The organism is Paenochrobactrum glaciei, assembly GCF_039522165.1.
GTDB lineage: Bacteria > Pseudomonadota > Alphaproteobacteria > Rhizobiales > Rhizobiaceae > Paenochrobactrum > Paenochrobactrum glaciei.
This window is the reverse complement of the sequence record NZ_BAAADE010000001.1, coordinates 1,304,319-1,328,746: the sequence shown is the minus strand read 5'-3', so window position 1 is coordinate 1,328,746 and position 24,428 is coordinate 1,304,319. Positions and strand designations below refer to the sequence as shown.

21 protein-coding genes and 1 tRNA gene are annotated in these 24,428 nt (G+C 51.1%); 16 read left to right on the top strand and 6 right to left on the bottom strand.

Going from position 1 to position 24,428, the window contains the following annotated elements; genetic code table 11:
• Nucleotides 1-13: 13 nt before the first annotated feature.
• Entirely contained in the window at nt 14-769 is a 756-nt protein-coding gene (gene ubiG, locus ABDZ76_RS06250) for a bifunctional 2-polyprenyl-6-hydroxyphenol methylase/3-demethylubiquinol 3-O-methyltransferase UbiG (protein WP_343802800.1), read from the top strand.
• A gap of 9 nt (nt 770-778) precedes the next feature.
• On the opposite strand, the gene ABDZ76_RS06245 is transcribed toward ubiG, so the two are convergent.
• On the bottom strand, nt 779-1,666 hold the full coding sequence (locus tag ABDZ76_RS06245; protein ID WP_343802798.1) for a DMT family transporter: 888 nt from the start codon (nt 1,664-1,666) through the stop codon (nt 779-781).
• 351 nt (nt 1,667-2,017) lie between these two features.
• Between ABDZ76_RS06245 and ABDZ76_RS06240 the strand changes: the two genes are divergently transcribed.
• The 10 genes from ABDZ76_RS06240 to ABDZ76_RS06195 all read left to right on the top strand — a co-directional run bounded on the left by ABDZ76_RS06240 (nt 2,018) and on the right by ABDZ76_RS06195 (nt 12,644).
• Nucleotides 2,018-2,695: a GntR family transcriptional regulator gene (locus ABDZ76_RS06240; RefSeq protein ID WP_343802795.1), complete on the top strand. Its 678-nt coding sequence runs from the start codon at nt 2,018-2,020 to the stop codon at nt 2,693-2,695.
• Entirely contained in the window at nt 2,688-4,145 is a 1,458-nt protein-coding gene (locus ABDZ76_RS06235) for an aldehyde dehydrogenase family protein (protein ID WP_343802792.1), read from the top strand. Before ABDZ76_RS06240 ends, ABDZ76_RS06235 begins: the two co-directional genes overlap by 8 nt.
• Before the next feature lie 31 nt (nt 4,146-4,176).
• The gene (locus ABDZ76_RS06230; protein ID WP_343802789.1) at nt 4,177-4,923 is read left to right on the top strand and encodes a glucose 1-dehydrogenase; all 747 of its coding nucleotides are present in this window, start codon (nt 4,177-4,179) and stop codon (nt 4,921-4,923) included.
• A gap of 38 nt (nt 4,924-4,961) precedes the next feature.
• Complete coding sequence (locus ABDZ76_RS06225; protein WP_343802786.1) at nt 4,962-6,440, top strand: ABC transporter substrate-binding protein; 1,479 nt, start codon at nt 4,962-4,964, stop codon at nt 6,438-6,440.
• 136 nt (nt 6,441-6,576) lie between these two features.
• Nucleotides 6,577-7,527 (top strand): ABC transporter permease, encoded by a 951-nt coding sequence (locus ABDZ76_RS06220; RefSeq protein ID WP_343802783.1) that lies wholly within the window; start codon nt 6,577-6,579, stop codon nt 7,525-7,527.
• Nucleotides 7,527-8,393: an ABC transporter permease gene (locus ABDZ76_RS06215; protein ID WP_343802780.1), complete on the top strand. Its 867-nt coding sequence runs from the start codon at nt 7,527-7,529 to the stop codon at nt 8,391-8,393. The genes ABDZ76_RS06220 and ABDZ76_RS06215 overlap by 1 nt, the downstream gene beginning before the upstream one ends.
• Complete coding sequence (locus ABDZ76_RS06210) at nt 8,390-9,412, top strand: ABC transporter ATP-binding protein (protein ID WP_343802777.1); 1,023 nt, start codon at nt 8,390-8,392, stop codon at nt 9,410-9,412. The genes ABDZ76_RS06215 and ABDZ76_RS06210 overlap by 4 nt, the downstream gene beginning before the upstream one ends.
• Nucleotides 9,409-10,383, top strand: a complete 975-nt coding sequence (locus ABDZ76_RS06205; protein ID WP_343802774.1) for an ABC transporter ATP-binding protein — start codon at nt 9,409-9,411, stop codon at nt 10,381-10,383. Before ABDZ76_RS06210 ends, ABDZ76_RS06205 begins: the two co-directional genes overlap by 4 nt.
• Nucleotides 10,384-10,413: 30 nt before the next feature.
• On the top strand, nt 10,414-11,802 hold the full coding sequence (locus tag ABDZ76_RS06200; RefSeq protein WP_343802771.1) for an amidase: 1,389 nt from the start codon (nt 10,414-10,416) through the stop codon (nt 11,800-11,802).
• Between the two features lie 17 nt (nt 11,803-11,819).
• Nucleotides 11,820-12,644, top strand: coding sequence for a creatininase family protein (locus ABDZ76_RS06195; RefSeq protein ID WP_343802769.1), 825 nt, complete (start codon nt 11,820-11,822; stop codon nt 12,642-12,644).
• 132 nt (nt 12,645-12,776) lie between these two features.
• On the opposite strand, the gene ABDZ76_RS06190 is transcribed toward ABDZ76_RS06195, so the two are convergent.
• From ABDZ76_RS06190 to secA, 4 genes are all read right to left on the bottom strand, one after another.
• A tRNA-Leu gene (locus ABDZ76_RS06190) sits at nt 12,777-12,861 on the bottom strand.
• Between the two features lie 264 nt (nt 12,862-13,125).
• The gene (locus tag ABDZ76_RS06185; protein ID WP_343802766.1) at nt 13,126-14,739 is read right to left on the bottom strand and encodes a phosphoethanolamine transferase; all 1,614 of its coding nucleotides are present in this window, start codon (nt 14,737-14,739) and stop codon (nt 13,126-13,128) included.
• A gap of 93 nt (nt 14,740-14,832) precedes the next feature.
• Nucleotides 14,833-16,116 carry a GNAT family N-acetyltransferase gene (locus ABDZ76_RS06180; protein WP_343802763.1) on the bottom strand — a complete coding sequence of 428 codons (1,284 nt, stop codon included), beginning with the start codon at nt 16,114-16,116 and terminating at the stop codon, nt 14,833-14,835.
• Nucleotides 16,117-16,326: 210 nt separating this feature from the next.
• Nucleotides 16,327-19,053 carry a preprotein translocase subunit SecA gene (gene secA, locus ABDZ76_RS06175; RefSeq protein WP_343802760.1) on the bottom strand — a complete coding sequence of 909 codons (2,727 nt, stop codon included), beginning with the start codon at nt 19,051-19,053 and terminating at the stop codon, nt 16,327-16,329.
• A gap of 300 nt (nt 19,054-19,353) precedes the next feature.
• Between secA and ABDZ76_RS06170 the strand changes: the two genes are divergently transcribed.
• From ABDZ76_RS06170 to ABDZ76_RS06150, 5 genes are all read left to right on the top strand, one after another.
• A complete protein-coding gene (locus tag ABDZ76_RS06170) occupies nt 19,354-20,277 on the top strand; it encodes a peptidylprolyl isomerase (RefSeq protein ID WP_374844598.1) in 924 nt (307 codons plus the stop codon).
• Between the two features lie 215 nt (nt 20,278-20,492).
• The gene (gene argJ, locus ABDZ76_RS06165) at nt 20,493-21,734 is read left to right on the top strand and encodes a bifunctional glutamate N-acetyltransferase/amino-acid acetyltransferase ArgJ (RefSeq protein WP_343802757.1); all 1,242 of its coding nucleotides are present in this window, start codon (nt 20,493-20,495) and stop codon (nt 21,732-21,734) included.
• A 61-nt stretch (nt 21,735-21,795) separates the two neighbouring features.
• Nucleotides 21,796-22,581: a GNAT family N-acetyltransferase gene (locus ABDZ76_RS06160; protein WP_343802754.1), complete on the top strand. Its 786-nt coding sequence runs from the start codon at nt 21,796-21,798 to the stop codon at nt 22,579-22,581.
• 51 nt (nt 22,582-22,632) lie between these two features.
• Nucleotides 22,633-23,049, top strand: a complete 417-nt coding sequence (gene mutT, locus ABDZ76_RS06155; RefSeq protein ID WP_343802751.1) for an 8-oxo-dGTP diphosphatase MutT — start codon at nt 22,633-22,635, stop codon at nt 23,047-23,049.
• A gap of 108 nt (nt 23,050-23,157) precedes the next feature.
• Nucleotides 23,158-23,388, top strand: a complete 231-nt coding sequence (locus tag ABDZ76_RS06150) for a hypothetical protein (protein ID WP_343802748.1) — start codon at nt 23,158-23,160, stop codon at nt 23,386-23,388.
• 104 nt (nt 23,389-23,492) lie between these two features.
• Here the strand turns inward: ABDZ76_RS06150 and ABDZ76_RS06145 are convergent, their stop codons facing one another.
• Nucleotides 23,493-24,398: a class I SAM-dependent methyltransferase gene (locus ABDZ76_RS06145; RefSeq protein WP_343802745.1), complete on the bottom strand. Its 906-nt coding sequence runs from the start codon at nt 24,396-24,398 to the stop codon at nt 23,493-23,495.
• Nucleotides 24,399-24,428: the final 30 nt, after the last annotated feature.

The window sequence follows — 24,428 nt, the reverse complement described above, 5'->3', positions numbered from 1 at the left end:
CATGGAGACGATTATGAGCGAAACATCACGCACCACAATTGACGCTGCTGAAATTGAGCACTTCTCGCGAATCGCAGCCCAATGGTGGGACCCGCAGGGAAAATTCCGCCCGCTGCATAAGTTCAATCCGACACGGCTTGCCTATATTAAAGAAATGGCCTGCGCGCATTTCAACCGTGATCCGATGCTGGCACGCCCGCTGGAGGGTTTACGCATTCTTGATATTGGTTGCGGCGGTGGCTTGCTTTGCGAGCCAATGGCAAAACTGGGCGCAACCGTTATTGGAGCCGATGCGTCGGAAACCAATATTGAAGTGGCCAAAATTCACGCGCAACAAAGCGGCGTAGATGTTGATTACCGCGCCACAACTGCCGAAGCGCTAGCCGAGGCCGGTGAAAAATTCGACATCGTGCTCAATATGGAAGTCGTTGAGCATGTTTCCGATGTCGATCTCTTCATGTCTGCCACCAGCGAAATGGTCAGACCCGGCGGCGTTATGTTTGTGGCCACCATCAATCGTACCTTAAAAGCGCTTGGCCTCGCCATTTGGGGGGCAGAATATATTCTGCGCTGGCTGCCACGCGGTACGCATCAATATGAAAAGCTGGTGCGCCCGAACGAGCTGGAAGCAGCGCTTAACAAAGCCGGTCTGCAAGTGGCTGACAAACTCGGCGTTACTTACAATCCGCTGACCGACAGCTGGAACCGCTCCCGCGATCTGGATGTCAATTATATGTTTTTGGCCAAGCGCCCAGAAGCACAAAAATAAGCATAAAACTTATTTTGCACTTTGTGCCTTGGTGGTGAAGAAAACCCCCAAGGCAATCACCAGTGCACCAAACCATGTCAGCATCTGATAATGTTCGCCCATAAAGAGCGTACCTGAAATCAGCCCGATAGCAGCCGCGACATAGCCCATCTGGCTCAAATAAACCGGCCCGCCGACAATTTGCAGCTGGAAATAAAGCGTAAACATCAAGGCCGATACGGCTGCCTGAATAAGCACCATCCAAGGTGCGGCCATCAACTGGCCGATAGGAAAACCACCTTCCACAAACACCATGCTGACAATCAGTAAAAGCGCTGCGGCCAGATGTGAGCCACAAGCAAGCTCGACCGGATCGGCATTTTGCGGCCAGTCAATGGTGCGGTACACATTGCCAACGGCCAGAACCACCGGAATAAGTAGTGCTACAATGAGCCATAAGGGTTCAGCAACAGAGCCGGTCTCACCGCGCGTAATTGCTACCAGAAGCGCACCTAAGAAACCAACCGCAATGCCTATAATGCCTAAATAATTCGGGCGTTTTAATCCGCATACAACCGAGAGCAGCAATGTGGTGACCGGCGATAATGTGTACATAATACCGGTAAAGCCGGCGCCTAAATGCGGAATAACCGTTAAGACCATCACATTAGGCAAGGCATAAGAAACGGCGGCAGCAATAAAATAATAGCGCAGATGATGCGCTGAAAAGTTTAAAAAACGCGCTTTTGCCAGCAAAAACCCAAGCAAGATCAGCCCTGCCCCCGCCGAGATGACAAAGGCCCACATGAAGGGAGAAATATGTAACGAAGCAGCGATTTTACCAAAAGGCAAAGTCAGCCCCAGCATGGCACCGGTTGCAACCAATAAAAACAAGGCTGACTGCATTAACTGATTCATTCCGCTCAACCTTATCTCTGCCCAAGCTTATTGAGGCCGTATAGCCTGCCTGTTTTTTTGCGCTGCCTTAGCAGAAATCATTACAGCACTGAAATCTTCTGAAAAGGTACTTGATCACTTTAATTTGACAAATCGGGCTGACGGATAATTTTCTTACAAAAACACGTCAAGTTCCGCTGCACATCAAATCTATATTTTGAAATAAAATTACGTTTCGACCATATACGCATCGATTATTCTACAGTTTAAAAACCTTAGAGAACACGAATATTTCCGATTGACGCATTTTGTATCCAGGATGTAGTATCCAAAAACCAAGGATTTGACACTATCTCATGAGGGGGGGAGCTATTGTCAGCATATGAGTGGCGTGGCCAAACCCGTTTACTCGACGAAGTTGCAGAAGCACTTCGCGAACGTATTTATAAGGGCGACTACGCACCCGGCACTATTTTGCGCCAAGAGCATATTGCAACGGAGTTCGGCATCAGCCGCACGCCTCTGCGTGAAGCTTTGCGCGTGCTTGAGCGTGACGGCCTTGTCGTGCATCAGGCAGGCAAAGGCGCGCGCGTTGCCAGTGCTGACCTTCCCCGTCTGCTTGACGCTTATGCACTGCGTGAAGTGATTGACGGCGTTGCTGCCCGCTTTGCCGCAGAACGTGCCACTTCTGAGACGATCGACACCTTACAAAGACTGATTGAAGAACAGGCTGCGACGGTCGATCCATGGGATCCTAAAGCCTATACCCAATCCAATGTCGATTTTCACATGGCGATCATGGATGCGAGCGGCAACTCTTCTCTGCATGCATTCATTCCGCTTTTGCGCATGACCTCGCAGGTTTTCGCACCTGCATTTTCCTTATCGACTGATCGCGCGCCGCATGCGGTTTCCGAGCATCGGCTGATTCTCGATGCCATTGCCGCGCGCGATGGTGATGCCGCCGAAAATCTCGCCCGCTCACATATCCGTGCCACATCTGCAAGACTACGGGCCGAACGGCCTGATCTGGAGTTTAAGAATGTCTAATAACAACAGTCTTCCCCGTTACGGCAACTTCATTGACAATAACTGGCAGGATGCCATTTCCGGTGAAGTTCTGACGCTTAAAAACCCGTCAGATGGCAGTGATCTGGCATTGATTGCCCGTGGCACACAGGCCGATATTGATCTGGCCGTTGCAAGTGCACGTAAGGCGCTCAGCGGCGAATGGGGCAAGATGACAGCAACCGAACGCGGTCGCGTTCTGCATCGCATGTCCGAAGCTGTGTTGAAAAAGATTGATCTCTTGGCAGAACTTGAAGCCAAAGATGTCGGCAAACCAATTACACAAGCCCGTGCCGATGTGGTGGCACTGGCGCGTTATCTGGAATTTTATGGCGCATCTGCCGATAAAGTTCATGGCGACACACTGCCATATCAAAATGGTTTCACCGTGCTTTCCGTTTACGAACCGCTTGGCGTTACCGGCCACATTATTCCATGGAACTACCCGATGCAGATCATCGGTCGTTCACTGGGTGCAGCTTTGGCCATGGGCAATGCTGCCGTGGTTAAACCTGCTGAAGAAGCATGCCTCACCATTTTAGAATTTGGCCGTATTGCTCAGGAAGCAGGTCTTCCCGCTGGTGCACTCAATATCGTGACAGGTCTTGGTTTGGAAGCTGGTGCTGCCCTTTCCGGCCATGCTGGCATCAATCATATTTCCTTCACCGGTTCACTACGTACAGGTGAAGCTGTGCAGGCAGCAGCAGCCAAACATGCTGTACCTGTTACGCTGGAACTGGGCGGCAAATCCCCGCAAATCGTCTTTGCTGACGCTGACTTGGAGCGCGCATTACCGTTTCTCGTCAATGCCGGTATTCAAAACGCCGGACAAACCTGCTCGGCTTCTTCACGCATTTTGGTGCAGCGCGCAGTTTACGAAACTGTTGTCGCTCAAATGGCTGAACGCTACCGTGCACTTAAAGTCGGCTCAGCTCTCAGCGATCCATCTGTCGGCCCTGTCGTGTCCGATCGCCAGAAAGCAATCGTTGACGGTTTTATTGAACTTGCACAAAAAGACGGCCTCACCATTGCGGCTCAAGGCCAGATGACCGACGGCACCCCTGAAAACGGCGCCTATGTGCTGCCAACGCTGGTGCGTGATGTCCCTGCCGATCATCCATTGGCACAGCAGGAAATCTTCGGGCCTGTACAGGTCATCATGCCGTTTGACACTGAAGAAGAAGCAATCGCACTTGCCAATGGCACTGATTTCGGCCTCGTTTGCGGTATCTGGACCAATGACGGCGCACGTCAGCTGCGCATGGCACATGCTGTGCAGTCCGGTCAGGTTTTCATCAATAATTATGGTGCTGGCGGCGGTGTGGAACTGCCTTTCGGTGGCGTCAAACGTTCCGGTCATGGTCGCGAAAAAGGTTTCGAAGCCCTTTATGGTTTCGCCAGCCTGAAAACCATTTCGCTCTATCACGGCTAATTATTTATATAGAATTCGAGGAGAAGAGATTATGTCTCTTGAAAATAAAATCGCCCTGATCACTGGTGCGGGTTCTGGTTTTGGTGAAGGTATGGCCAAGCGTTTTGCGGAAGGCGGCGCTAAGGTTGCTGTTGTTGACCGTGATGAGGCAGGTGCAAAACGCGTTGCCGCAGAAATCGGTGCCAATGCCATTGCTATTGCCGCTGATATTGCCAAAGAGGCTGATGTTAACGCGGCCATTGCTGCAACAATCGAAAAATTCGGCCGTATCGATATTCTCATCAACAATGCCGGTATTGGCCATAAGCCGCAAAATGCTGAACTGGTGGAACCAGACGAGTTTGACCGTATCATCGGTGTGAATATCCGCGGCATCTATCTGGCTGCACGCGCCATCATTCCTCACTTCAAAGAAAATGGCGAAGGCGTCATTCTCAATATCGCCTCGACGGGTGCCAACCGTCCGCGTCCAAACCTTGCATGGTATAATGCCACCAAGGGCTGGGTTGTCAGCGCCACCAAAGCACTGGCGATTGAACTCGCCGCCTTTAACATCCGCGTTAACGCACTCAATCCTGTTGCCGGTGAAACACCGCTTCTCACCACCTTTATGGGTGAAGACACAGAAGAAATTCGTGCTAAATTCCGCGCATCCATTCCGCTTGGCCGTCTGCTCAAGCCGGAAGATCTGGCCGAGGCTGCGGCATATCTGTGCTCACCGCAGGCTAGCATGATCACCGGTGTTGCTTTAGATGTTGACGGCGGACGTTCGATTTAATTCTGCTGCCTAAAACAACGATTATAAGGGAGGGCATAATGAACAAGAAACTATTTGCCGGTTTGGTCTCCGCGGCCATGCTGGCGTCCATTAACGGCGCTTTCGCCAAAGATCATCTGACGGTGGGTGAAGTTCTCGAGCCTCCGGGTCTCGATCCGACAGCTAACGCTGCATCCGCCATCCGCCGTGTCACTTACGCCAACCTTTATGAAGGTCTGGTACGCATTGCGGAAGATGGCTCCATTCAGCCAGCCTTGGCTGAAAGCTGGACCATTTCGCCGGATAACCTCACCTACACGTTCAAACTGCGTGAAGGCGTGAAGTTCCATGACGGCGAGGCTTTTGATTGCTCAATCGTCAAGTTCTCCTATGAACGTGCGGTGGCGGAAGATTCAACCAATGCCCAAAAAGGCTTGTTTGAACCAATCGCATTAACCGAATGCCCTGATCCTGCCACCGCAGTGGTAACACTTAAACGTCCGGCCTCGAACTTCCTGTTCGGTATGGGCTGGGGCGACGCGGTGATGATTGGCAAGCAGTCGGCTGAAAACAACAAGACCACACCGATTGGCACAGGTCCTTTCAAATTCAAGCGCTGGGTACAAGGTGACCGCGTTGAAATTGAAAAAAATGCTGATTACTGGGGCACACCTGCCAAGCTTGAAGGCGTCACCTTCCGCTTCATCAGCGATCCGTCTGCGGCAGCTGCTGCGGTGATGGCTGGCGACATTGATCTCTTTGCAGAATTTCAGGCACCGGAACTGCTCAACCGCTTCAAGAGCGATGAAAATCTGCATGTGGAAGTAGGCAGCACCGCCGGTAAAGTGGTGATGTCACTCAACAATGCCCGCGCGCCTTTTGACAATGTCAAATTCCGTCAGGCATTGGCGCATGCGATTGACCGCACCGCCTTTATCGATGCTGTATCATCGGGTTATGGCACCGCCATTGGTTCCCATTCCACACCGGCCGAACCAGGCTATGTCGATCTGACCGATGTCTATCCATATGATGTCGCCAAGGCAAAAGAACTGCTTAAAGAAGCAGGTGTTCAAGAGGGTACAAGCTTTACCATCACTCTGCCGCCTCCGGCCTATTCCCGCCGCGGTGGCGAAATCATTGCAGCCATGCTCGCCGAAATCGGTTTGCAGGTTAATCTGGTTCCGATGGAATTTGCCCAGTGGCTCGATCAGGTTTTCAAACGTGCCGATTATGAAGCAACCATTATCGGTCACACTGAAGCACGCGACCTGGATATTTACGCCCGCGATACATACTACTTCAACTATAAAAATCCGGAATATAGCGCTCTCTACAAGACCTATACGGAAACAACAGATGAAGCCAAGCAGCTGGAATTATTAGGCCAGTTGCAGCGTAAACTCGCGGAAGACGAGCCAAATGTGTTCCTCTATGCACTGCCGAAAATCGGTGTCTGGAACAAGAAAGTACAAGGCGTCTGGAAAAATCTGCCACTGCCGGCAAATGACCTGACTGCCGCTTACTGGGCTGATTAAAAGCATTTCCAGCAAAAGTGTGAAACGGTTTTGCGTCGGATAATGCGATAAACAAAAACTTAGAGCATAGTAAAAATTACCCCTCCCGCCTTTTAAAATACAAAGGCGGGAGGGATTAAAAAACGGGAGACAAAATTTGCTGAGTTATATTTCTGGACGTTTTGTCTCATTAATACTCACGACCCTTGCTGCCTCAGTGATCGTTTTTTTGCTGATGCAGGTTTTGCCGGGCGATCCGGCAGCCGTTATGCTTGGCATTAATGCGCAGCCTGAAACACTGGCAGCGCTGCAAAAGCAACTCGGCCTCGATGCGCCTTTATGGTCGCGTTACCTCACATGGATTTCCGGTTTTGTTGTCGGCGATTTTGGTGTCAGCTACACTTATTCCGTGCCGATCAGCGAATTATTGGGCCCGCGTGTTCTGGTCACATTACCGCTTGCCGTTCTGGCAATGGGCATTTCTGTGATTCTAGCCATTCCGCTCGGTGTTATCGCCGCCTCCAAACGCGGCAAGGCTTTTGATGTCGCCGGTATGGGCGTTGCACAAGTGGGTGTGGCTATTCCTAATTTCTGGCTCGGCCTGTTGCTGATTTTGCTCTTTGCTTTGCAGCTTGGCTGGTTTCCGGCTTCCGGCTTTGGCGGCTGGGAAGATGGTTTATGGAAGGGGTTACGCTCGCTCATTTTGCCTGCTGTTGCGCTTGCCTTGCCGCTTGCTGCCATTCTGGCGCGCGTCACCCGCTCGGCTGTCATTGAAACCTTGGGCGAAGACTTCATCCGCACGGCACGCGCCAAAGGGCTGACACGCAGTCAAGCGCTTTGGAAACACGCCGTTCCCAATGCGCTGATCCCAGTTGTCACCATCATCGGCTTGCAGTTTTCATTTCTTCTGGCAGGTACCATCATTATCGAAAATGTTTTCAATCTGCCGGGCGTTGGCCGGTTGATTTTCCAATCCATCGCGCAGCGCGATCTCATCACCGTACAGTCTCTGGTCACGCTTTTGGCGGCCAGTGTGATTACCGTCAACTTTCTGGTTGATCTGGCTTACGGCTTCCTTGATCCTCGTCTTTCGACAGGAGGTCACTGATGAGCGACGTGACCGTAAACCAATCCAAAATCAGCAAAGTACTTTCCGGCATTGGCTTAAGCCGCAGCCTGATGATCGGCTGCATCGTCACCGGCCTGCTGATTGCAATGGCACTGATTTCTTATGTCTGGACGCCGTTTTCACCAACCGGCCTCAACATTAAAGACAAGTTGCAAGGGCCAGGCAGTGTCCATTGGTTCGGCACCGATGCCTTTGGCCGCGATGTCTTTTCGATGATTATGGTGGGAGCGCGTAATTCCATCGCTGTTTCCATCATTGCCGTTGCGGTAGGTGCCGGTATCGGAATTCCGCTTGGCTCCTATGCTGCCGCACGCGGCGGCATGATCGATGGTTTCGTTATGCGTTCAACCGATCTGGCCTTTGCGTTTCCGTCTCTGTTAACTGCCGTCATCATCACCGCCATTTTTGGCCCTGGTGCGGTTAATGCGATGATCGCTATCGGTATTTTCAACATTCCGGTTTTTGCGCGTGTCACGCGTGGCGCTTCATTGGGCTTGTGGAAGCGTGAATATGTCATGGCCGCACGCTGTGCAGGGCGCGGCGATATTGCCATTACGCTGGATCACGTTTTGCCCAATATCGGCCATGTACTGATTGTGCAGGCCACCATTCAGTTTGCGCTCGCGATCGTTGCGGAAGCCGGACTTTCTTATGTCGGTCTTGGCACACAGCCGCCAATGCCGAGCTGGGGCAAAATGCTGAATGATGCCCAGACTTATATTTACGATGCGCCGTGGCTTGCAATTTTCCCCGGCCTTGCCATTACATTTGCGGTTCTCGGCCTCAATATGCTTGGTGACGGCCTGCGCGATACGCTTGATCCGCGCGTCAGGAGGCAAAGATGAGCCTGCTCGAAATTAACCAGATGAATGTGAGCCTGCCTATCGGCTCACGTCAGGTCAATATTCTCCACGACATCACCATGACGCTCAATCGCGGCGACCGTTTAGGCATCGTTGGCGAAAGCGGCTCCGGAAAATCCATTACCGCTTTGGCGGTGATGGGCTTGCTGCCCGACCGTATGCAGGTCAACGGCACCTTGCGCTTTGACGGGCAAGACCTCACCACTATGTCGGAAAATGAGCGCTGCACAATGCGTGGTCGCCGTGCTGCCATGATTTTCCAAGAGCCGATGACCGCCCTTAATCCGGTAAAGTCCATTGGTGCACAAATCACCGAAGGCCGCCGCCTCCATATGGGCGAAAACCGCGCAGACGCAGAAGCTAAAGCGCGCCGGTTGCTTGACCGCGTTGGTTTACCGGCCCCGCGTTTCAGCCTTGATCTTTATCCGCATCAGCTTTCCGGCGGTCAGCGCCAACGCGTAATGATTGCGATGGCGATTGCCTGTGAACCGGATTTGTTGATTGCAGACGAGCCGACAACTGCGCTGGATGTGACCGTACAGGCACAAATTCTTGATCTGCTTGATGATCTGGTTGATGAAACCGGCACTGCCTTGATGCTGATTACCCATGATCTGGGTGTGGTGTCTGAAATGACCGACAAGCTCGCCGTGATGTATGCCGGACGGATTGTCGAAACCGGCGACACGCAAGAAGTTTTCAAGCGTATGGCGCATCCTTATGCACGCGGTCTTTTTGCTGCCTCGCCACATGGGGCAGCTTTAACCACCAAAGATGGCACACGCAGCCGTCAGCGTCTGGCCGCCATTCCCGGTGTCGTACCTGATCCATTACACCGCAAACAAAACTGCACTTTTGCCGATCGCTGCTCATTTGTTGAAGCGAAATGCCGCGAAACCCTGCCGCCTTTGCTTGCCTTTAACGGCTCTAATGAAGCAACATCTTCTGTTGCCCATAAAGTTGCATGTTTTTTCCCACGTAAAGATGAGGTCGTGGCATGAGTAAACCACTGCTTCAGGTCAAAGATGTCGTGCGCGAATATCCGATGCCGCGCCATTCGATCTTTTCAGCACCCAAACATTTACGCGTTTTGCACGGTGTCAGCATTGAGCTCAATGAGCGCGAAAGCTTAGGCATCGTCGGTGAAAGCGGCTCCGGCAAATCCACTCTTGCCCGTGCTGTGATGGGGTTGGAACCACCACAATCAGGTCAGGTAATCATTCAGGATCAGGATATTTATGCGCTTGACCGCACTGCCATGCGCCAAGCACGCAAACAGTTTCAGGCGATCTTCCAAGATCCTTATGGTTCGCTTGATCCGCGCCACACCGTACAGCGCATTATTTCAGAACCGATCAATTCGCTGGAAGGCAATATCTCGGCGGCTGAGCGCAAAGCGCGAGTGCAAGAGGTTCTGGAAGCCGTTGGCCTGCCTCCTGCATCAGCGGACAAATATCCGCATGAGTTTTCCGGTGGTCAGCGCCAGCGTATCGCGATTGCGCGTGCGCTCATTACCCGCCCTGCCCTGATCGTGGCCGATGAGCCGGTTTCCGCGCTCGACGTTTCCATTCAGGCGCAAGTGCTCAATCTGATGATGGATTTGCAGGATAAATTCGGCCTGTCTTATCTCTTCATCAGCCATGATCTGGGCGTTGTACGGGTGATTACCGACCGCGTCGCCGTGATGCATCTGGGGCGTATCGTCGAAGAAGGCCCAACCAATACGGTCTTTGACAATCCGCGCCATCCTTATACACAAGCGCTTGTTAATGCGGTGCCGAAACCATTTTCGGGTCGGCGCAAAAGATCGAAGCCAGCAGGTGAGCATGTGGTTGCTGTCCACACGGAATCCACCGGTCAGGGATGCGCTTATGCACCCGCCTGCCCGATGGCTCAGGCGATCTGCCTGCAACAAGCCCCGACACAAAAATCAATCCAGCAAGGCTGGTATGCCCGTTGCCATTTTGCCTGACATTTACATCCATGTTTTTGAGGAGAAACCATGACAAATCTTGCTGATCTGTCCGCTGTTGAACTTGTTACGGCCTATAAATCCAAAGACCTTTCTCCTGTCGATGTTACAGAAGCGGTTATCACCCGTATTGAGGCTTATGAGCCGTCTTTGCACGCGATGTGGGCATTTGACCCGTCAGCTGCGCGTGAAGCAGCCAAACAGTCTGAAGCCCGCTGGATGCAAGGTGCACCTGCCGGTGCCATTGACGGTGTACCGCTGACGATCAAAGAAAATATCGCCACCCAAGGCACCGCCGTACCGCTTGGTTGTGCTGCTTCTGATATGACACCAGCCGCCAAAGATGCACCTGCTGCTGCCCGCACCCGCGAAGCCGGTGGTGTTATTTTGGGTAAAACCACCATGCCGGATTTAGGCATGTTGTCTTCCGGCCTTTCCAGCTTCCATGAGCTCGCCCGCAACCCTTGGAACCTTGATACCAATCCGGGTGGCTCCAGTGCCGGTGCCGGTTCTGCTGCTGCTGCCGGTTATGGCCCATTGCATATCGGCACAGATATTGGCGGCTCCATCCGTCTTCCTGCCGGCTGGTGCGGTGTGGTTGGCTTGAAGCCGTCTTTTGGCCGCATCCCGATTGATCCAGCTTTCTTAGGCCGTGTTGCAGGCCCAATGACCCGCACCGTGGCTGACAATGCGCTTTATATGTCTGTGCTATCTTTGCCAGACCGTCGTGACGGTATGAGCCTGCCTTATCAGGATCTGCCTTGGATGGATCTGAACATCGATCTTAGGGCCAAAAAAATCGGCCTTTGGCTGGATGCAGGTTTTGGTGAGCCGGTACAGCCGCAGGTTAAAGCAGCTGTTGAAGCGGCAGCCAAGCTTTTTGCCGATGCAGGTGCCATTGTCGAACCGATTGAGCCGTTTCTCAATCGCACCATGATTGATGGTCTTGACCGTTTCTGGCGCGCACGCTCTTGGAATGATGTTTCGAAAATGAGCCGCGAAAATCAGGAAAAAATTCTGCCCTATATTTTCGCATGGACAGAAACCGCCAAAAATCTGGACGGTATGGATGTCTATACCGGCTTTGCGCAGATGGATGCGATGCGTCATGCCTGCCTGAAAGCTTCAGAGCATTTCGATTTCATCATCTCGCCAACCGCACCGATGCCAACCTATCCGGCACATTGGGCATCCCCTGTTAATGATCCGCAAAAACCGTTCGAGCATATTGCTTTCACAGTGGCGATGAACATGTCGGAGCAGCCAGCGATTTCGGTCAATTGTGGCTACACCACTGATGGCCTGCCAATCGGCTTGCAAATTTTCGGACAGCGCTTTGATGATCTGGGCGTACTTCGCATGGCGAAAGCCTATGAAGATATGCGTCCGTCACAAAAACCTTGGCCAACAATCGCCTAAACATGGGGAACATAAACATGTCGATTGAAGTTGAATGGGCGCGGATGACCGCCCCTGATCTGCGCAGCATCGCCGAGCGCGGCAATGCGCTGGCTATTCTGCCGGTGGGCTCGCTGGAACAGCACGGGCCCCATCTGCCGGTGATTACCGATACAGCCAGTGCCAGTGCCGCCTCTATCCGTGCCGCCAAACTGGTGGCAGAAGATGTGCCGGTTGCAGTATTGCCCGGCCTCTGGCTTGGTATGAGCGAGCATCACCTGCCTTTTGGCGGCACCATCACCGTTGATTATCAGGCTTATGAAGCCATGTTGCGCGGTATCGTCAAATCACTGAAAGCCTTGGGCTTTGCACGCCTGTTGATTGTTAACGGTCATGGCGGCAATGTCGATCCGCTGGCCGTGGCGGTGCGTGAATTGGCTGTTACTTATGATCTGCCGATTGTTGCCACCACGCCGTGGTTTCTGGCACCGCAAGAAACCGCTGCCATTTTTGAATCCGACACAGCACCAAAACATGCCTGTGAAGGTGAAACATCTGTAATGATGGCGATTGCCGGTGATTGCGTGAAGGCTGACAAGCTGGATGAAGCCATGCAGCAGGCACCGGAGCCTGTGCATGCGCCGGACGGTTTCTCGCGCTTTTATTCTTTCTCGGAACGTGCGCCGATCACTGGCACATGGGGTGACCCGCGTCTGGCAAGTGCTGAAAAAGGCGAACGCTTCCTGCGCGTGCAAGCAAAAGCACTGGCTGATGCGATTAAAAATTCTGCTCTGTGGTCACGTCCAGATCCTGTCTGGCGCGCCAATCGCGGGCTGGAAACTACAGCTGGCAAAGCTGACTAAATATCTTGAAAGGCGGCTCAATAGGCCGCCTTTTTCATATAGCCGACTTGCTGATAAAATTTTGCAGGCAGCACAAAGCACGACACAAAACAGCGTGTTTAATATATAAGGTAATTTGCTTTGAAAGAGAAATGGTGCGGGTGGTCGGAATCGAACCGACACTCCTTTCGGAACTGGATTTTGAATCCAGCGCGTCTACCAGTTCCACCACACCCGCACATTTATAAACTACCGAGGGTACGTCCTGTAACCAGAACGGGGAACTAATGTTCGGTAGCGGTTCGGGATATAACGGCTTCGTCTCTTAAGGTCAATCACAACTGACAAAACTTCATGCACTAAAATGATTTTTTTCAAGATTTATGAGCGCTTAAACCTTTCACACCCTGTTTGCTTTTGAAAAACACTCCATTGATGCAGCAACAGAGCGGTAAATTCGTCAAAAGAATCATAAACCGCTCCGTATGTTCTAGTCTTTTGTCTATTTCCGGCAGGCTGCGAAACGATCAAGTGAGCGGTCATAGACCGATGTTTTCACATTCATCATGCCCAGCACTGTATGGAAAAGATTATCATGCGATGACTCCTCAGCGGTGCTGGCACGCAAACATGACAAATCCGTACCCGTCACAGCCTGATAATCAGGCGAGAACCACGTGATGAACGGAATATGCGTCTGCGTATCAGGTGCGATAAAATAAGGAGCCGCATGCAGATAAAGACCGCTCTCGCCCAATGATTCGCCATGGTCGGACATATAAATCATTGAAGAAACAAAATTGTCCTCATTGGCTTTGAGAATATCAATGATCTGCGACAAAATCTTATCCGTATAGAGAATGGTATTGTCGTAAGCATTGACGATCTGGCTATCTTCACATTCTGAGAATTCCGCGGTGCGGCACTCCGGTTTGAACCGCGCCATTTCCGGCGGATAGCGCATATAATAAGCAGGGCCATGACTGCCTGTCATATGCAGAACCAGCGTTGTGTTGCCATCAAAATCTTTCAGATGATCCCGCAGATAATCTGATAAAATCTGATCAAGACATTCACCGCCGTCACAATATTTCGGATCATTCGAATTTTGCAGATCAATCAGTTTCGAGCGATCAGCAACACCTTTATCACCGGTATTATTTTCCCACCACTCCACCTTCACACCGGCATATTGCAAAACGTCAAGCAGGTTTTCCGAGCCCTTAAATTTAGCGCTGGAATAATCTGTGCGCGGAAAAGGCGAGAACATGCAAGGCACCGAAACAGAGGTTTCAGTGCCGCAGCTGGTCGTATTGGTAAAGGCAATCACATCGCGCTTTTTCAGCTCAGGGTTGGTTTCACGATTATAACCATTAAGACTGAAATTTTGCGCGCGTGCCGTTTCCCCCACCACCACAACAGTCAGCAGTTTTTTGCCCTCAGGCAGCGCTACGGTTTCTTGAGCAGCGTCCTGCCCCAATGGCTGCATAACAATCTGGCGCTCGGTATAATGCCGGACGAAATAATCAACCGTACTTGCAACCGGCTTATAAGGCACCAGACGCGCCACAATATCATTGCGATGCATACGATACATTGACGAATAAGCACCGAAATCCGAACCGATCAGAATGAGAAAACCAACCACACAGCCGATAATGACCACAGTATTGACCATGATTTTTTTCAAAATCGGCCGATGGATAACCCGCACCCACGCAATCAGGAGAGAAGGCACCACACCGTAAATCAGCATATGGGTGATAAAGCCCGTCGTCAGAAGATTGCGCGATTCACCAGCCGTGGTGGTTAAGGTCGCCTCGACCACATTGCGGGTGATGATAGTGCCAAATGTTTCACCGAAATAAGAACCACCCGCCGCAATCATCACCATCAAGATGAGAAAGGGCTTGATGACATAATGCGCAGAAAACAGAACCAGAATGGCGATATGCAGCAGCAATAAAGCCACCGCCATCACAGCCACCTTCATCAGCTGACCGTCAAAATACTGTAAAATAAGCGTCCAAAAGCTCTTGTTGGTGCAAAAAAGCAGGTAGAGAGCGGTCAACACACACAGCAGGCCGCTGGAAATCGAAGGGCGGGCTAAACGCATAAATTGTGCTTTCTGAATATAAGCAATATTCAGATTTTCTGGCCTGAATTTAAGCTTTTTTTATGTCCGGCCGATCCAGCGGCGATAGCAGCATTATTCAGATTTAAAACGGCGGGTCAACTGACGTATAATTTGCTTTAAAGCGCTGCTTTGATTGCGAAACCTGACCTTAGTCGTTGCCATTTCAACTAAACGCTGCGCATCTTTGTGCAAGCCGATGATCAATGTTTCTTGCGACTCCAGCACATTAAACATCGCTTCAACCAAGGGCTGCTCAGCCTGCGTACAGGCATCCAGCCGCTTAATATTCCCATCCGCCAGAACATGTCTGATCACCTGCCCCAGCAACAAACTGTCCGGTGTAAATGAGCGCAAGCCCTCAGCAAAGGCAGTCTTCCACAGCCACGCATCACCGTTTTCGATGAATATAATCGCAGCCGCAATGGTTTTATCATTGAGTTCCAGCGAGTGAAGCTGCACCGCACCGCGCTCTGCCAGATTGTTGACCGCTTCACGGGCAAAAGCCTCGCGGTAACGGTCACCGACAATTTTCGTCTTTTGCTTGGTGCGCTCGGTACGGTTTTCCAGCAGAATAAAGCGCTCAAATTTAAGCCGGATATCATCAATACCGGTGCTGACGGTATATTGCACATCGCCAAGTTCAGACAGGCTTTCCAGCAAAGCCTGCATCTGCATAGTCTGACCGCCGGTGGTATGTTTTTGGAAATAGTCCTCGCCTGTCAGATCACTGATCAAAAATGGGCGCGGTGCATTTTCCAGCACCTGCATGGGCAACTGGCGTTGACGGGCAACCTCACGGATTGTTTTCGTTGTCGCGCCATTGCTGCGCATATGCGGAAAAACCATTACCTGCGGCAATTGCAAATGTTTGCGGCTTAAGATGTCAAACAGATCATCAACAACGCCTGACGGGTCATCCTGATCGATTAAAGGTGTGCCCTGCGGGGAAAACCTTGTTGTCCATGCGCGCAGCATGGTCTGGCCACTGCCCCAGCCTAAACGCTCCATCGTATAGGGCATGACAAAGCGCAAGCGGCTGCGCTCTTCATTCTCGTCACGCATCACCATGAAACGAATGGTGCGGTCTTCCAGCCGCGGCATGGCAGGCGCCAGAAAACGGGCATTGTAAAAAATATTCGGCTCAATCGTGCGCTTGCTTAAAAAGTCGAGTTCATTGCGCAATTCATAACCGGCCGAGGCCGCATAAATATCAAGTTTACGCGGAATATCACTTTGTGCGCCATAACCTTCGCTTGTTTCTGATCGGGCAACAGGTCGTTTTGACGTGTTAGGCTCATCAGCCGACACGCCCTCTGCTCCTTGCGCCTTCTCCTCAAGCAATGGATGCACAACCATCTGAATCCCCTTTAAATTACGCAATAGAGCAGTAAAAACCCGCCATAAAGGTAAGTATTTTTAAGCATCTATAGGGGAAACCCTTTAAAATAAAGACAAAACAGAAGCTTAATAAAAAGCAAACAAAAAGCCGCCGACCGATCATCATCGGCGCAGCGGCTTTCAGTCAAAGGCTTGAGGCTGGTTAACCAGCGCCAAACTTAATCAATATTAGTCAAATGCACCGTGGCAATGCTTGTATTTCTTACCAGAACCGCAAGGGCAGCTCTCATTGCGGCTGACACGACCCCATGTGCGCGGGTCGCTGGCATCACGAAGAGACGGATCAATAACGCGCTCATCTGCCTGATGTTCTGCCCAGGCATCCGGATCAAAATCATTCATGCCGGTTGAACCATCAATGTGGCTACCGCTCATGACTGGCAGTTCCGGCGCTGGCTCTTCGGCTGCTTCACGCACCAGTTCCACACGCATCAGCTGCGATGTCACCACTTCACGCAAGTTGCCGAGCATGGCCTGAAACAGTTCAAAAGATTCCGTCTTATATTCACTCAGCGGATCGCGCTGCGCATAACCACGGAAACCAACAACCGAGCGCAAATGATCCAGATTAACCAGATGTTCGCGCCACAGATTATCAAGCGACTGCAGGATCACAGATTTTTCCACATAGGTCATAATCTGTTCACCGAAACGCTCGGCACGGTCAGCAGCAGCTTTATCAGCCGCTTCCATGATGCGGTTGAGGAATTCTTCCTCAGCAATACCTTCTTCCTTCGCCCATTCTTCAACAGGCAAATCAAGGTTCAAGGTTTTTGCAACATCTTCTTTAAGACCGGCAATATCCCATTTTTCCGCATAAGCGTTTTCAGGAATACGGGCTGCCACCATGTCTTCAATGACTTCATGGCGCATTTCGGTCACAGCATCGGTCAGATGCTCGCTATCCATCATTTCAAGACGCTGTTCAAAGATCACCTTACGCTGATCATTCATAACGTCGTCATATTTAAGCAGGTTTTTGCGCATTTCAAAGTTACGCGCTTCAACCTTCTTCTGTGCTTTTTCCAGCGCTTTATTGATCCACGGATGAACGATAGCTTCGTCCTCCTTCAGACCCAGCTTCTGGAGCATGCCGTCCATACGGTCGGAGCCGAAAATACGCATCAGATCATCCTGCAAGGACAGGAAGAATTTCGAGCGACCCGGATCACCCTGACGGCCGGAACGACCACGCAGCTGGTTATCAATACGGCGGCTTTCATGACGCTCGGTCGCCAGAACATAAAGACCGCCGGCAGCCAGCGCTTTTTCTTTCAAACGGGCGATGTCAGCTTTAATCTCTTCGATCTTCTGGTCGCGTTCAGCACCTTCCGGCATATCAGCCAGTTCCTGCTGCACGCGCATTTCCAGATTGCCACCGAGCTGAATATCCGTACCACGACCGGCCATATTAGTAGCAATAGTGATCGAACCCGGTACACCGGCCTGCGCGATAATGAATGCTTCCTGCTCGTGATAGCGGGCGTTCAAAACCTGAAAATCTTTTACGCCGTCTTTGCGCAAACGTTCGGCCAGCAATTCCGATTTATCAATCGAAGTCGTACCAACCAAAACGGGCTGTGATTTTGCATGGGCTTCAAGAATATCACGCACGATTGCTTTGTATTTTTCTTCAACCGTACGATAAACCTCATCATGGTCATCAATACGGGCAACCGGCAGGTTGGTTGGAATTTCTACAACTTCCAGACCGTAAATATTGCCGAATTCTTCTGCTTCCGTTGCTGCTGTACCGGTCATACCGGCAAGCTTGGTATACATACGGAAATAATTCTGGAAGGTAATCGAAGCAAGCGTCTGGTTTTCCGGCTGAATTTTAACCGCTTCCTTGGCTTCCAGAGCCTGATGCAGACCTTCGGAATAACGACGACCCGGCATCATACGGCCAGTAAATTCGTCAATGATGACAATCTCGTCATTGTTGACGATGTAATCTTTATCGCGCTGGAACAAGGTGTGCGCACGCAACGCATTGTTGAGATGGTGCACGATGGCGACATTCTCAATGTCGTAAAGACCTTCCCCCTTCAAGTGTCCGGCTTCAGCCAAAAGCTGTTCCATGCGTTCAGTACCGACCTCGGTAAAGATTGCCGTTTTGGCTTTCTCATCAACTTCAAAATCTTCCGCAGACAATTGCGGAATAAAATTATTAATGAGGTTATAAAAATCGGTGCGATCTTCCAGCGGGCCAGAAATAATCAAAGGCGTACGGGCTTCATCGATCAAAATCGAATCAACTTCGTCGACAATCGCGTAATGATGCGGGCGCTGCACCATCTGGGCGCGCTCATATTTCATGTTGTCGCGCAGATAATCGAAGCCAAGTTCGTTATTAGTCGCATAGGTGATGTCGCAACCATAAGAAGCGCGGCGCTGATCATCATCCATACCATGGCCGATCACACCAACGGTGAGGCCGAGGAAATTATAAAGCTTCGCCATTGTCTGGGCGTCACGACCGGCAAGATAATCGTTAACCGTTACGACGTGAACGCCTTTGCCTTCAAGAGCGTTGAGGTAAACCGGCAAGGTTGCCATCAAGGTTTTACCTTCACCGGTACGCATTTCAGCAATACCGCGCTCATGCAGCACCATACCACCAATCAGCTGCACATCGAAGGGACGCATACCAAGCACACGTTTTGCGGCTTCTCTGGCAGTGGCAAACGCATCTGGAAGCAAATCATCAACAGTTTTACCATTGGCCAAAGCGGCACGGAATTCCGCGGTTTTCGCCTGCAACTGTTCGTTTGTGAGAGCCTCATAATTTTTCTCGAGCGCAGTAATTTCTTGAACGCGCTGACGCATGCTTTTGACACGGCGGTCATTAGATGAGCCGAAAATCTTACGGGCGAGACCGCCAAAGCTGACCATTCCTGGTCCTTTCCTGTCCGTTCAGCCAGCTAACTACCGGCATTAAAATGCTTTTATTTACGTCAATCTAAGCACTTGCATCAAAATGCACAACATTCGCGCGCAACCAAACGGCGCAATTTTCGAACCTTCGTGCAAACCCAAGCAAGCTTACTGGACGCAAAGCCGTTGGAGAGATAAGAGTGGGATTGCGTGATGTCAACGTAGTAGCGCGTTATCATCTATGATAACAGATGCTTTTTAAGGCCAAATTATGCCGTATTTATCAGGTCGGTAGACGGTTCCAATGGAGAATTTTTAATGACACTTTACCGTAAAAGCCTTGTCCTTCTCGCTGCAACTGCATTTTTGGGCGGCGTAATGGGCACAGCTATCGCACAGGAAACAGCCGCTCCGGCTCCTGCTGCGACCGAATCCGAAAAAGATGAACCGGGCAAAGTTCTGGCCACTGTTAACGGCGTCGCCATCACGCAGGGCGAAGTTGATCAGGCTGCAACCGATCTGGATCCGCAATTTGGCCGTCTGCCGGTTGAGCAGCGCCGTTTGGCTGCTTTGGCTGCTCTCATCGACATCAAAGCTCTTGCTGCTGAAGGCGAGAAAAACAAACTTGACCAGTCAGAAGACTTCAAGCGCCGTATGGGTTTCTTAAAAGACCGCGCGCTGCATAATGAAGTTTTCAAAGCTGAAATCGTCGACAAAATCTCCGACGAAGATGCACGCGCCCGTTATGACAAAGAAATTGCAGCTCTGCCTGCACAAAACGAAGTTCGTGCCCGTCACATTCTCGTAAAAGAGAAAAAAGACGCCGAAGAAATCATCAAGAAGCTGGATGGCGGTGCCAAATTTGAAGATTTGGCCAAAGAAAACTCCACTGACGGCTCTGCCGCACAGGGTGGCGATCTTGGCTATTTCGGCGAAGGCATGATGGTGCCTGAGTTTGAAAAAGCAGCTTTTGCGCTGGAACCGGGCAGCTACACCAAAGAGCCAGTCGAATCACAGTTTGGTTTCCACATCATCAAGCTGGAAGACAAGCGCACCAAACAGCCACCGGCATTTGATCAGGTTAAAGACGAAATCCGCTCGATGATTATGCGTGAGCGTTATGTCACCATGATCAAAGACCTGCGCAACGCCATGAAGATCACTTATGATGATCCGGCTGTTGAGAAAGCCATGAAGGAAGCAGCAGCCGAACAGGATGCTGAAGAAGCTCCAAAACAATAAGTTTTGTTTCGGCATCAGGCCTAAAATAACGGCCTGAAAAGACAAAAATACAACGGGTGCTTTTAATTGATTTTAAAAGTGCCCGTTTTTTTGCGTCTCACACAAGGTATCTCTATGCAAAGGCTTGGAAAAGCCGCATAAGAGATGCAGAAGTTGATTGCTTTAAAAGCAGAAAAATTCACAATCACATTACATGACCAGTATTTGAGGCTATCATGTCGGCACCTATTTCTCCGCTTGCTCCAAAACATTATCCGGCGATGCCCGCGATTAAAGGAGCGCGTATTGCCACCGCAGAAGCGGGTATTAAATATAAAGGCCGAACAGACGTTATGATGCTGATCTTTGATCAGCCGGCAGAAGCAGCAGGTGTATTTACCCGCTCGAAATGCCCGTCTGCTCCGGTTGATTTCTGCCGCCAGAACCTCGTTCACGGCAAAGCGCGCGCCGTTGTGGTCAATTCCGGCAATGCCAATGCTTTCACCGGCTCCAAAGGCCGCGCCAGCACGCAAGCCACCGCAGAAGCCGCCGCTCAGGCTATCGGCTGCTCGACCACCGAAATTTTCCTCGCTTCCACCGGCGTTATCGGTGAACCATTGGATGCAAGCAAGTTTTCGCATCTGCTGGGCGACATGGCACAAAATGCCGTCGATAATTATTGGACGGAAGCAGCCAAAGCGATCATGACCACGGATACTTATCCGAAGGTTGCAACCGAAACTGTGCTGATCGGCGAAGTGCCTGTTATCATCAATGGTATTGCCAAAGGTGCCGGCATGATTGCACCTGATATGGCGACCATGCTGTCTTTCATTGTCACCGATGCGCCGATCTCTTCGCAAGTGTTGCAGAGCATGCTCTCTAAAGGCGTTGACCCGACCTTCAACTCGATGACCGTTGACAGCGACACCTCCACTTCCGACACTTTGATGCTATTTTCGACCGGCACCGCTGCCGAGCGTGGCGCACCAGCGATCACCGATGTCAAAGACACGCGCCTCAACCAGTTCAAAAAAGCATTAAACCGCCTGTTGAAGTCGCTTGCCATGCAGGTTGCACGCGACGGCGAAGGCGCACGCAAGATGCTTGAAATTGAAGTGACCGGTGCAAAATCCGCCGCTTCCGCCAAGAAAATTGCTCTTTCTATCGCAAATTCACCACTGGTTAAAACCGCAGCCGCCGGTGAAGATGCCAATTGGGGCCGTGTTGTAATGGCCGTTGGGAAAGCCGGTGAACCAGCCGAGCGTGATTTGCTCACCATCTGGTTCGGCGATATCCGCGTGGCACATCAGGGGGAACGCGATCCGGATTATTCAGAAACCGCTGCTTCCGATTATATGAAGGGCGAAGATATTTATATCCGTGTGGATATTGGTCTTGGCCGTGGCAAGGCAACGGTTTGGACATGTGACCTCACCAAGGAATATGTGGCCATCAACGGCGACTACCGCAGTTAAATAACAACGCATCCTGAAAAGTGCTCAGCACGTTTCAGGATGCGCGCAAACAAAGACACAGATGATGACCAGTTCCCCGACATCAGCACCCGATCTAACGATTGTTCGCCAGCTTGAAGCCTTGGGCTTTCGCGCATGGCCTGCAAATCAGGTGCGCTACAGCGGGAGCTGGGCCATCCGTCTGACACCGGATCATCAGTCCAAGCGGCTGAACTCGGTCAATCCGCTTGATCCGGGCGATTTTCATAATCTGGATGAACGTATCGCCTTGATCAAAGCCATGTTCCTTGTGGCCGGTAAACGTCCTGTTTTCCGACTGTCACCGCTTGCTGCACCGGAACTTAACCAATATCTGGATGAGCTGGGCTGGGTGGAAAAAGGGCGCACCATCACCATGGTGCGTGCCATTCAACCGGATTTTGACACTAAACCGGCCGATATCACCATAAGCGATGATATTGCGGCTTATGCCCAAGCTTCGCTGGAAACACATGGCAAAAGCCTTGCAGAGCAAAAAGCGCTACTGCCTGCCCTAACCGATATTTTAAGCCAGATCCGCCCTTCCAAAGCAATGATGATTGCCAACAAAGGCGACCAGTCAGTGGCTGCCGGCCTATGTGTAAAAGATTATGCGTGGGCAGGCCTTTTTGATCTGGCAACCGTGCCCTCGCATCAACGTCAAGGACTGGCAGAAGCACTCATTGCTTGCGGCTTATCATGGGCGCAGCAACAAGGGGCGAAACGCGCATGGCTGCAAATTGAAGAAAGCAACCTTGCAGGATTGGCCCTTTATCGTAAACTGGGCTTTAGTGAGAGCTATCGCTATTCCTACCGCGAAATGCCTTAAGCTGTTGTGCGCTTTGAATGCACCAAACTATCTGAAATGAATGAGACGACCATGAGCAATACCCCACAACGCCGTATTTTATTAGTGGCCGCCTGTGCATTGGTGGACAATGACGGCCGCGTTTTGCTGGCGCAACGCCCTGAAGGCAAACAGCTGGCAGGCTTGTGGGAGTTTCCGGGCGGCAAGGTTGAAGCCGGTGAAACACCGGAAGAAACCCTCATTCGTGAATTACAGGAAGAATTAGGCATTACGACCCAGGCTGCCTGTCTGGCACCGCTGACATTCGCCAGCCATACATATGATGACTTTCACCTGTTGATGCCGCTTTATATCTGCCGCCGCTATGAAGGCATTGCTCGCGGCATGGAAGGCCAAGCGATCAAATGGGTGCGCCCGCGGGACATGCGTGATTATCCGATGCCACCGGCTGACGAGCCGCTCATCCCTATTTTATGCGATTTGTTGTAAAATCTTTTTGTGATTATCTGTGACGAACATCGCTGCATGCGATTTTGTTAATTTATCTTTCACTTCATTACGCGACACTGCGGTTCGTAACACCCGGAGTTTTGAGTAATGGGTAATCGTCAAAAACAGTTCAACGAGATCGACTTCGATCCATCCTATCGTCCGCTTTCCAATGCCAAAAGCAGTGCTCTGCGCATTGCTTTATTGTTCGGCTCGGCAGCTCTTGCCCTTGGTATGATTATCATTCCGTTGATGAATGAACGTGCCAATCGTCAAGATATGCAGGCGCTGTTCCCGCAAGGCATCGACATGACCCAAACAGGCTCAATCCGTAATTAGAGCGTGTCGCACTTTATCATATCCACTGCGCTCGCTCTAATATTTTGTTTTACGCATGTCCATATCCCAAAACCGGTTCCCACTTTTGGGAGACATGCTCTAGTTTACTCTTCATCCGGTTTGACTTGAAACTGCTTCAATGCATCGGCAAGCGATGCTTTGGCAGAACCGGGCTTTAACGGTTTTTGCTGTGATTCATGTGGCTTCCAGCCCGACATCCACAGGGTTGAAAAACTCGCTCTGATGCGCCCGTCCGGATCAGAAAAACGTGTCGAATAAATTTGCGCCGCACGCATGAAAACACTGCGCGTCAGCGGCTTCTTCGAGCGATCAACCAGAATATTCTGCATCCCCATGGCGCGGATATCTTTAAGCAGATCAAACATCGAATTATAGCGCACCGTCACCGTATCGACGTCGGTTACCGGCAATGCAAAACCAGCACGCTGCAACAAAGCACCCGCATCTCTGATATCGGCAAAAGGCGCAATGCGCGCGGCTGCACCACCGCTTAATTCAATCTCGGCCTGCATCAGGCTTTCACGCAATTCGCCCAAAGTGCCGGTGCCGGGAAAAGCCGCCAGAAACAAACCATCAGGCCGCAATGCACGGGCAATCTGGATCAGCATACCGGGCAGATCATTGATGAGATGTAAAGACATCAAGGAGACAATCAGATCAGCGCTTTGCGGCTCCAAGGGCAGAATTTCACCTGGCTCAACCACGCCATGTTCAAAAGCAGCATCACTTGACTGAAAATAGAAGTCACCCTGCTCAATGCGGATAGTCTTTTCCACTTTGCCGGATTGTTGCAAGCCGCGTGCCAAAGCATCAGTATAGCCCATCAGCGCCACGCCGGTGCTGAACTGTTTTTCCACGGCACTTAAACGATCAAGCACATCTTCAACGCTGCGTTCGAGCAAAAAGTCAGCCCCCGCAACAGGCTTTGCCAATGCACGCTTTTGAAACTGCAACATCAATTGGCGGTCAAAAATTCCGCTACCCGACATTTATAATCCGCCTTTTACAATCTGCATTTC

Bases quoted from the DNA above. Each gene is read 5' to 3' on its own strand.
- ABDZ76_RS06150 (WP_343802748.1), top strand. From the start codon at position 23,158: ATGGGTAATCGTCAAAAACAGTTCAACGAGATCGACTTCGATCCATCC.
- mutT (WP_343802751.1), top strand. From the start codon at position 22,633: ATGAGCAATACCCCACAACGCCGTATTTTATTAGTGGCCGCCTGTGCA.
- ubiG (WP_343802800.1), top strand. From the start codon at position 14: ATGAGCGAAACATCACGCACCACAATTGACGCTGCTGAAATTGAGCAC.
- ABDZ76_RS06215 (WP_343802780.1), top strand. From the start codon at position 7,527: ATGAGCGACGTGACCGTAAACCAATCCAAAATCAGCAAAGTACTTTCC.
- ABDZ76_RS06205 (WP_343802774.1), top strand. From the start codon at position 9,409: ATGAGTAAACCACTGCTTCAGGTCAAAGATGTCGTGCGCGAATATCCG.
- ABDZ76_RS06210 (WP_343802777.1), top strand. From the start codon at position 8,390: ATGAGCCTGCTCGAAATTAACCAGATGAATGTGAGCCTGCCTATCGGC.
- ABDZ76_RS06230 (WP_343802789.1), top strand. From the start codon at position 4,177: ATGTCTCTTGAAAATAAAATCGCCCTGATCACTGGTGCGGGTTCTGGT.
- ABDZ76_RS06170 (WP_374844598.1), top strand. From the start codon at position 19,354: ATGACACTTTACCGTAAAAGCCTTGTCCTTCTCGCTGCAACTGCATTT.
- ABDZ76_RS06200 (WP_343802771.1), top strand. From the start codon at position 10,414: ATGACAAATCTTGCTGATCTGTCCGCTGTTGAACTTGTTACGGCCTAT.
- ABDZ76_RS06195 (WP_343802769.1), top strand. From the start codon at position 11,820: ATGTCGATTGAAGTTGAATGGGCGCGGATGACCGCCCCTGATCTGCGC.
- ABDZ76_RS06245 (WP_343802798.1), bottom strand. From the start codon at position 1,666: ATGAATCAGTTAATGCAGTCAGCCTTGTTTTTATTGGTTGCAACCGGT.
- ABDZ76_RS06145 (WP_343802745.1), bottom strand. From the start codon at position 24,398: ATGTCGGGTAGCGGAATTTTTGACCGCCAATTGATGTTGCAGTTTCAA.
- secA (WP_343802760.1), bottom strand. From the start codon at position 19,053: ATGGTCAGCTTTGGCGGTCTCGCCCGTAAGATTTTCGGCTCATCTAAT.
- ABDZ76_RS06225 (WP_343802786.1), top strand. From the start codon at position 4,962: ATGAACAAGAAACTATTTGCCGGTTTGGTCTCCGCGGCCATGCTGGCG.
- argJ (WP_343802757.1), top strand. From the start codon at position 20,493: ATGTCGGCACCTATTTCTCCGCTTGCTCCAAAACATTATCCGGCGATG.
- ABDZ76_RS06235 (WP_343802792.1), top strand. From the start codon at position 2,688: ATGTCTAATAACAACAGTCTTCCCCGTTACGGCAACTTCATTGACAAT.
- ABDZ76_RS06180 (WP_343802763.1), bottom strand. From the start codon at position 16,116: ATGGTTGTGCATCCATTGCTTGAGGAGAAGGCGCAAGGAGCAGAGGGC.
- ABDZ76_RS06185 (WP_343802766.1), bottom strand. From the start codon at position 14,739: ATGCGTTTAGCCCGCCCTTCGATTTCCAGCGGCCTGCTGTGTGTGTTG.
- ABDZ76_RS06160 (WP_343802754.1), top strand. From the start codon at position 21,796: ATGATGACCAGTTCCCCGACATCAGCACCCGATCTAACGATTGTTCGC.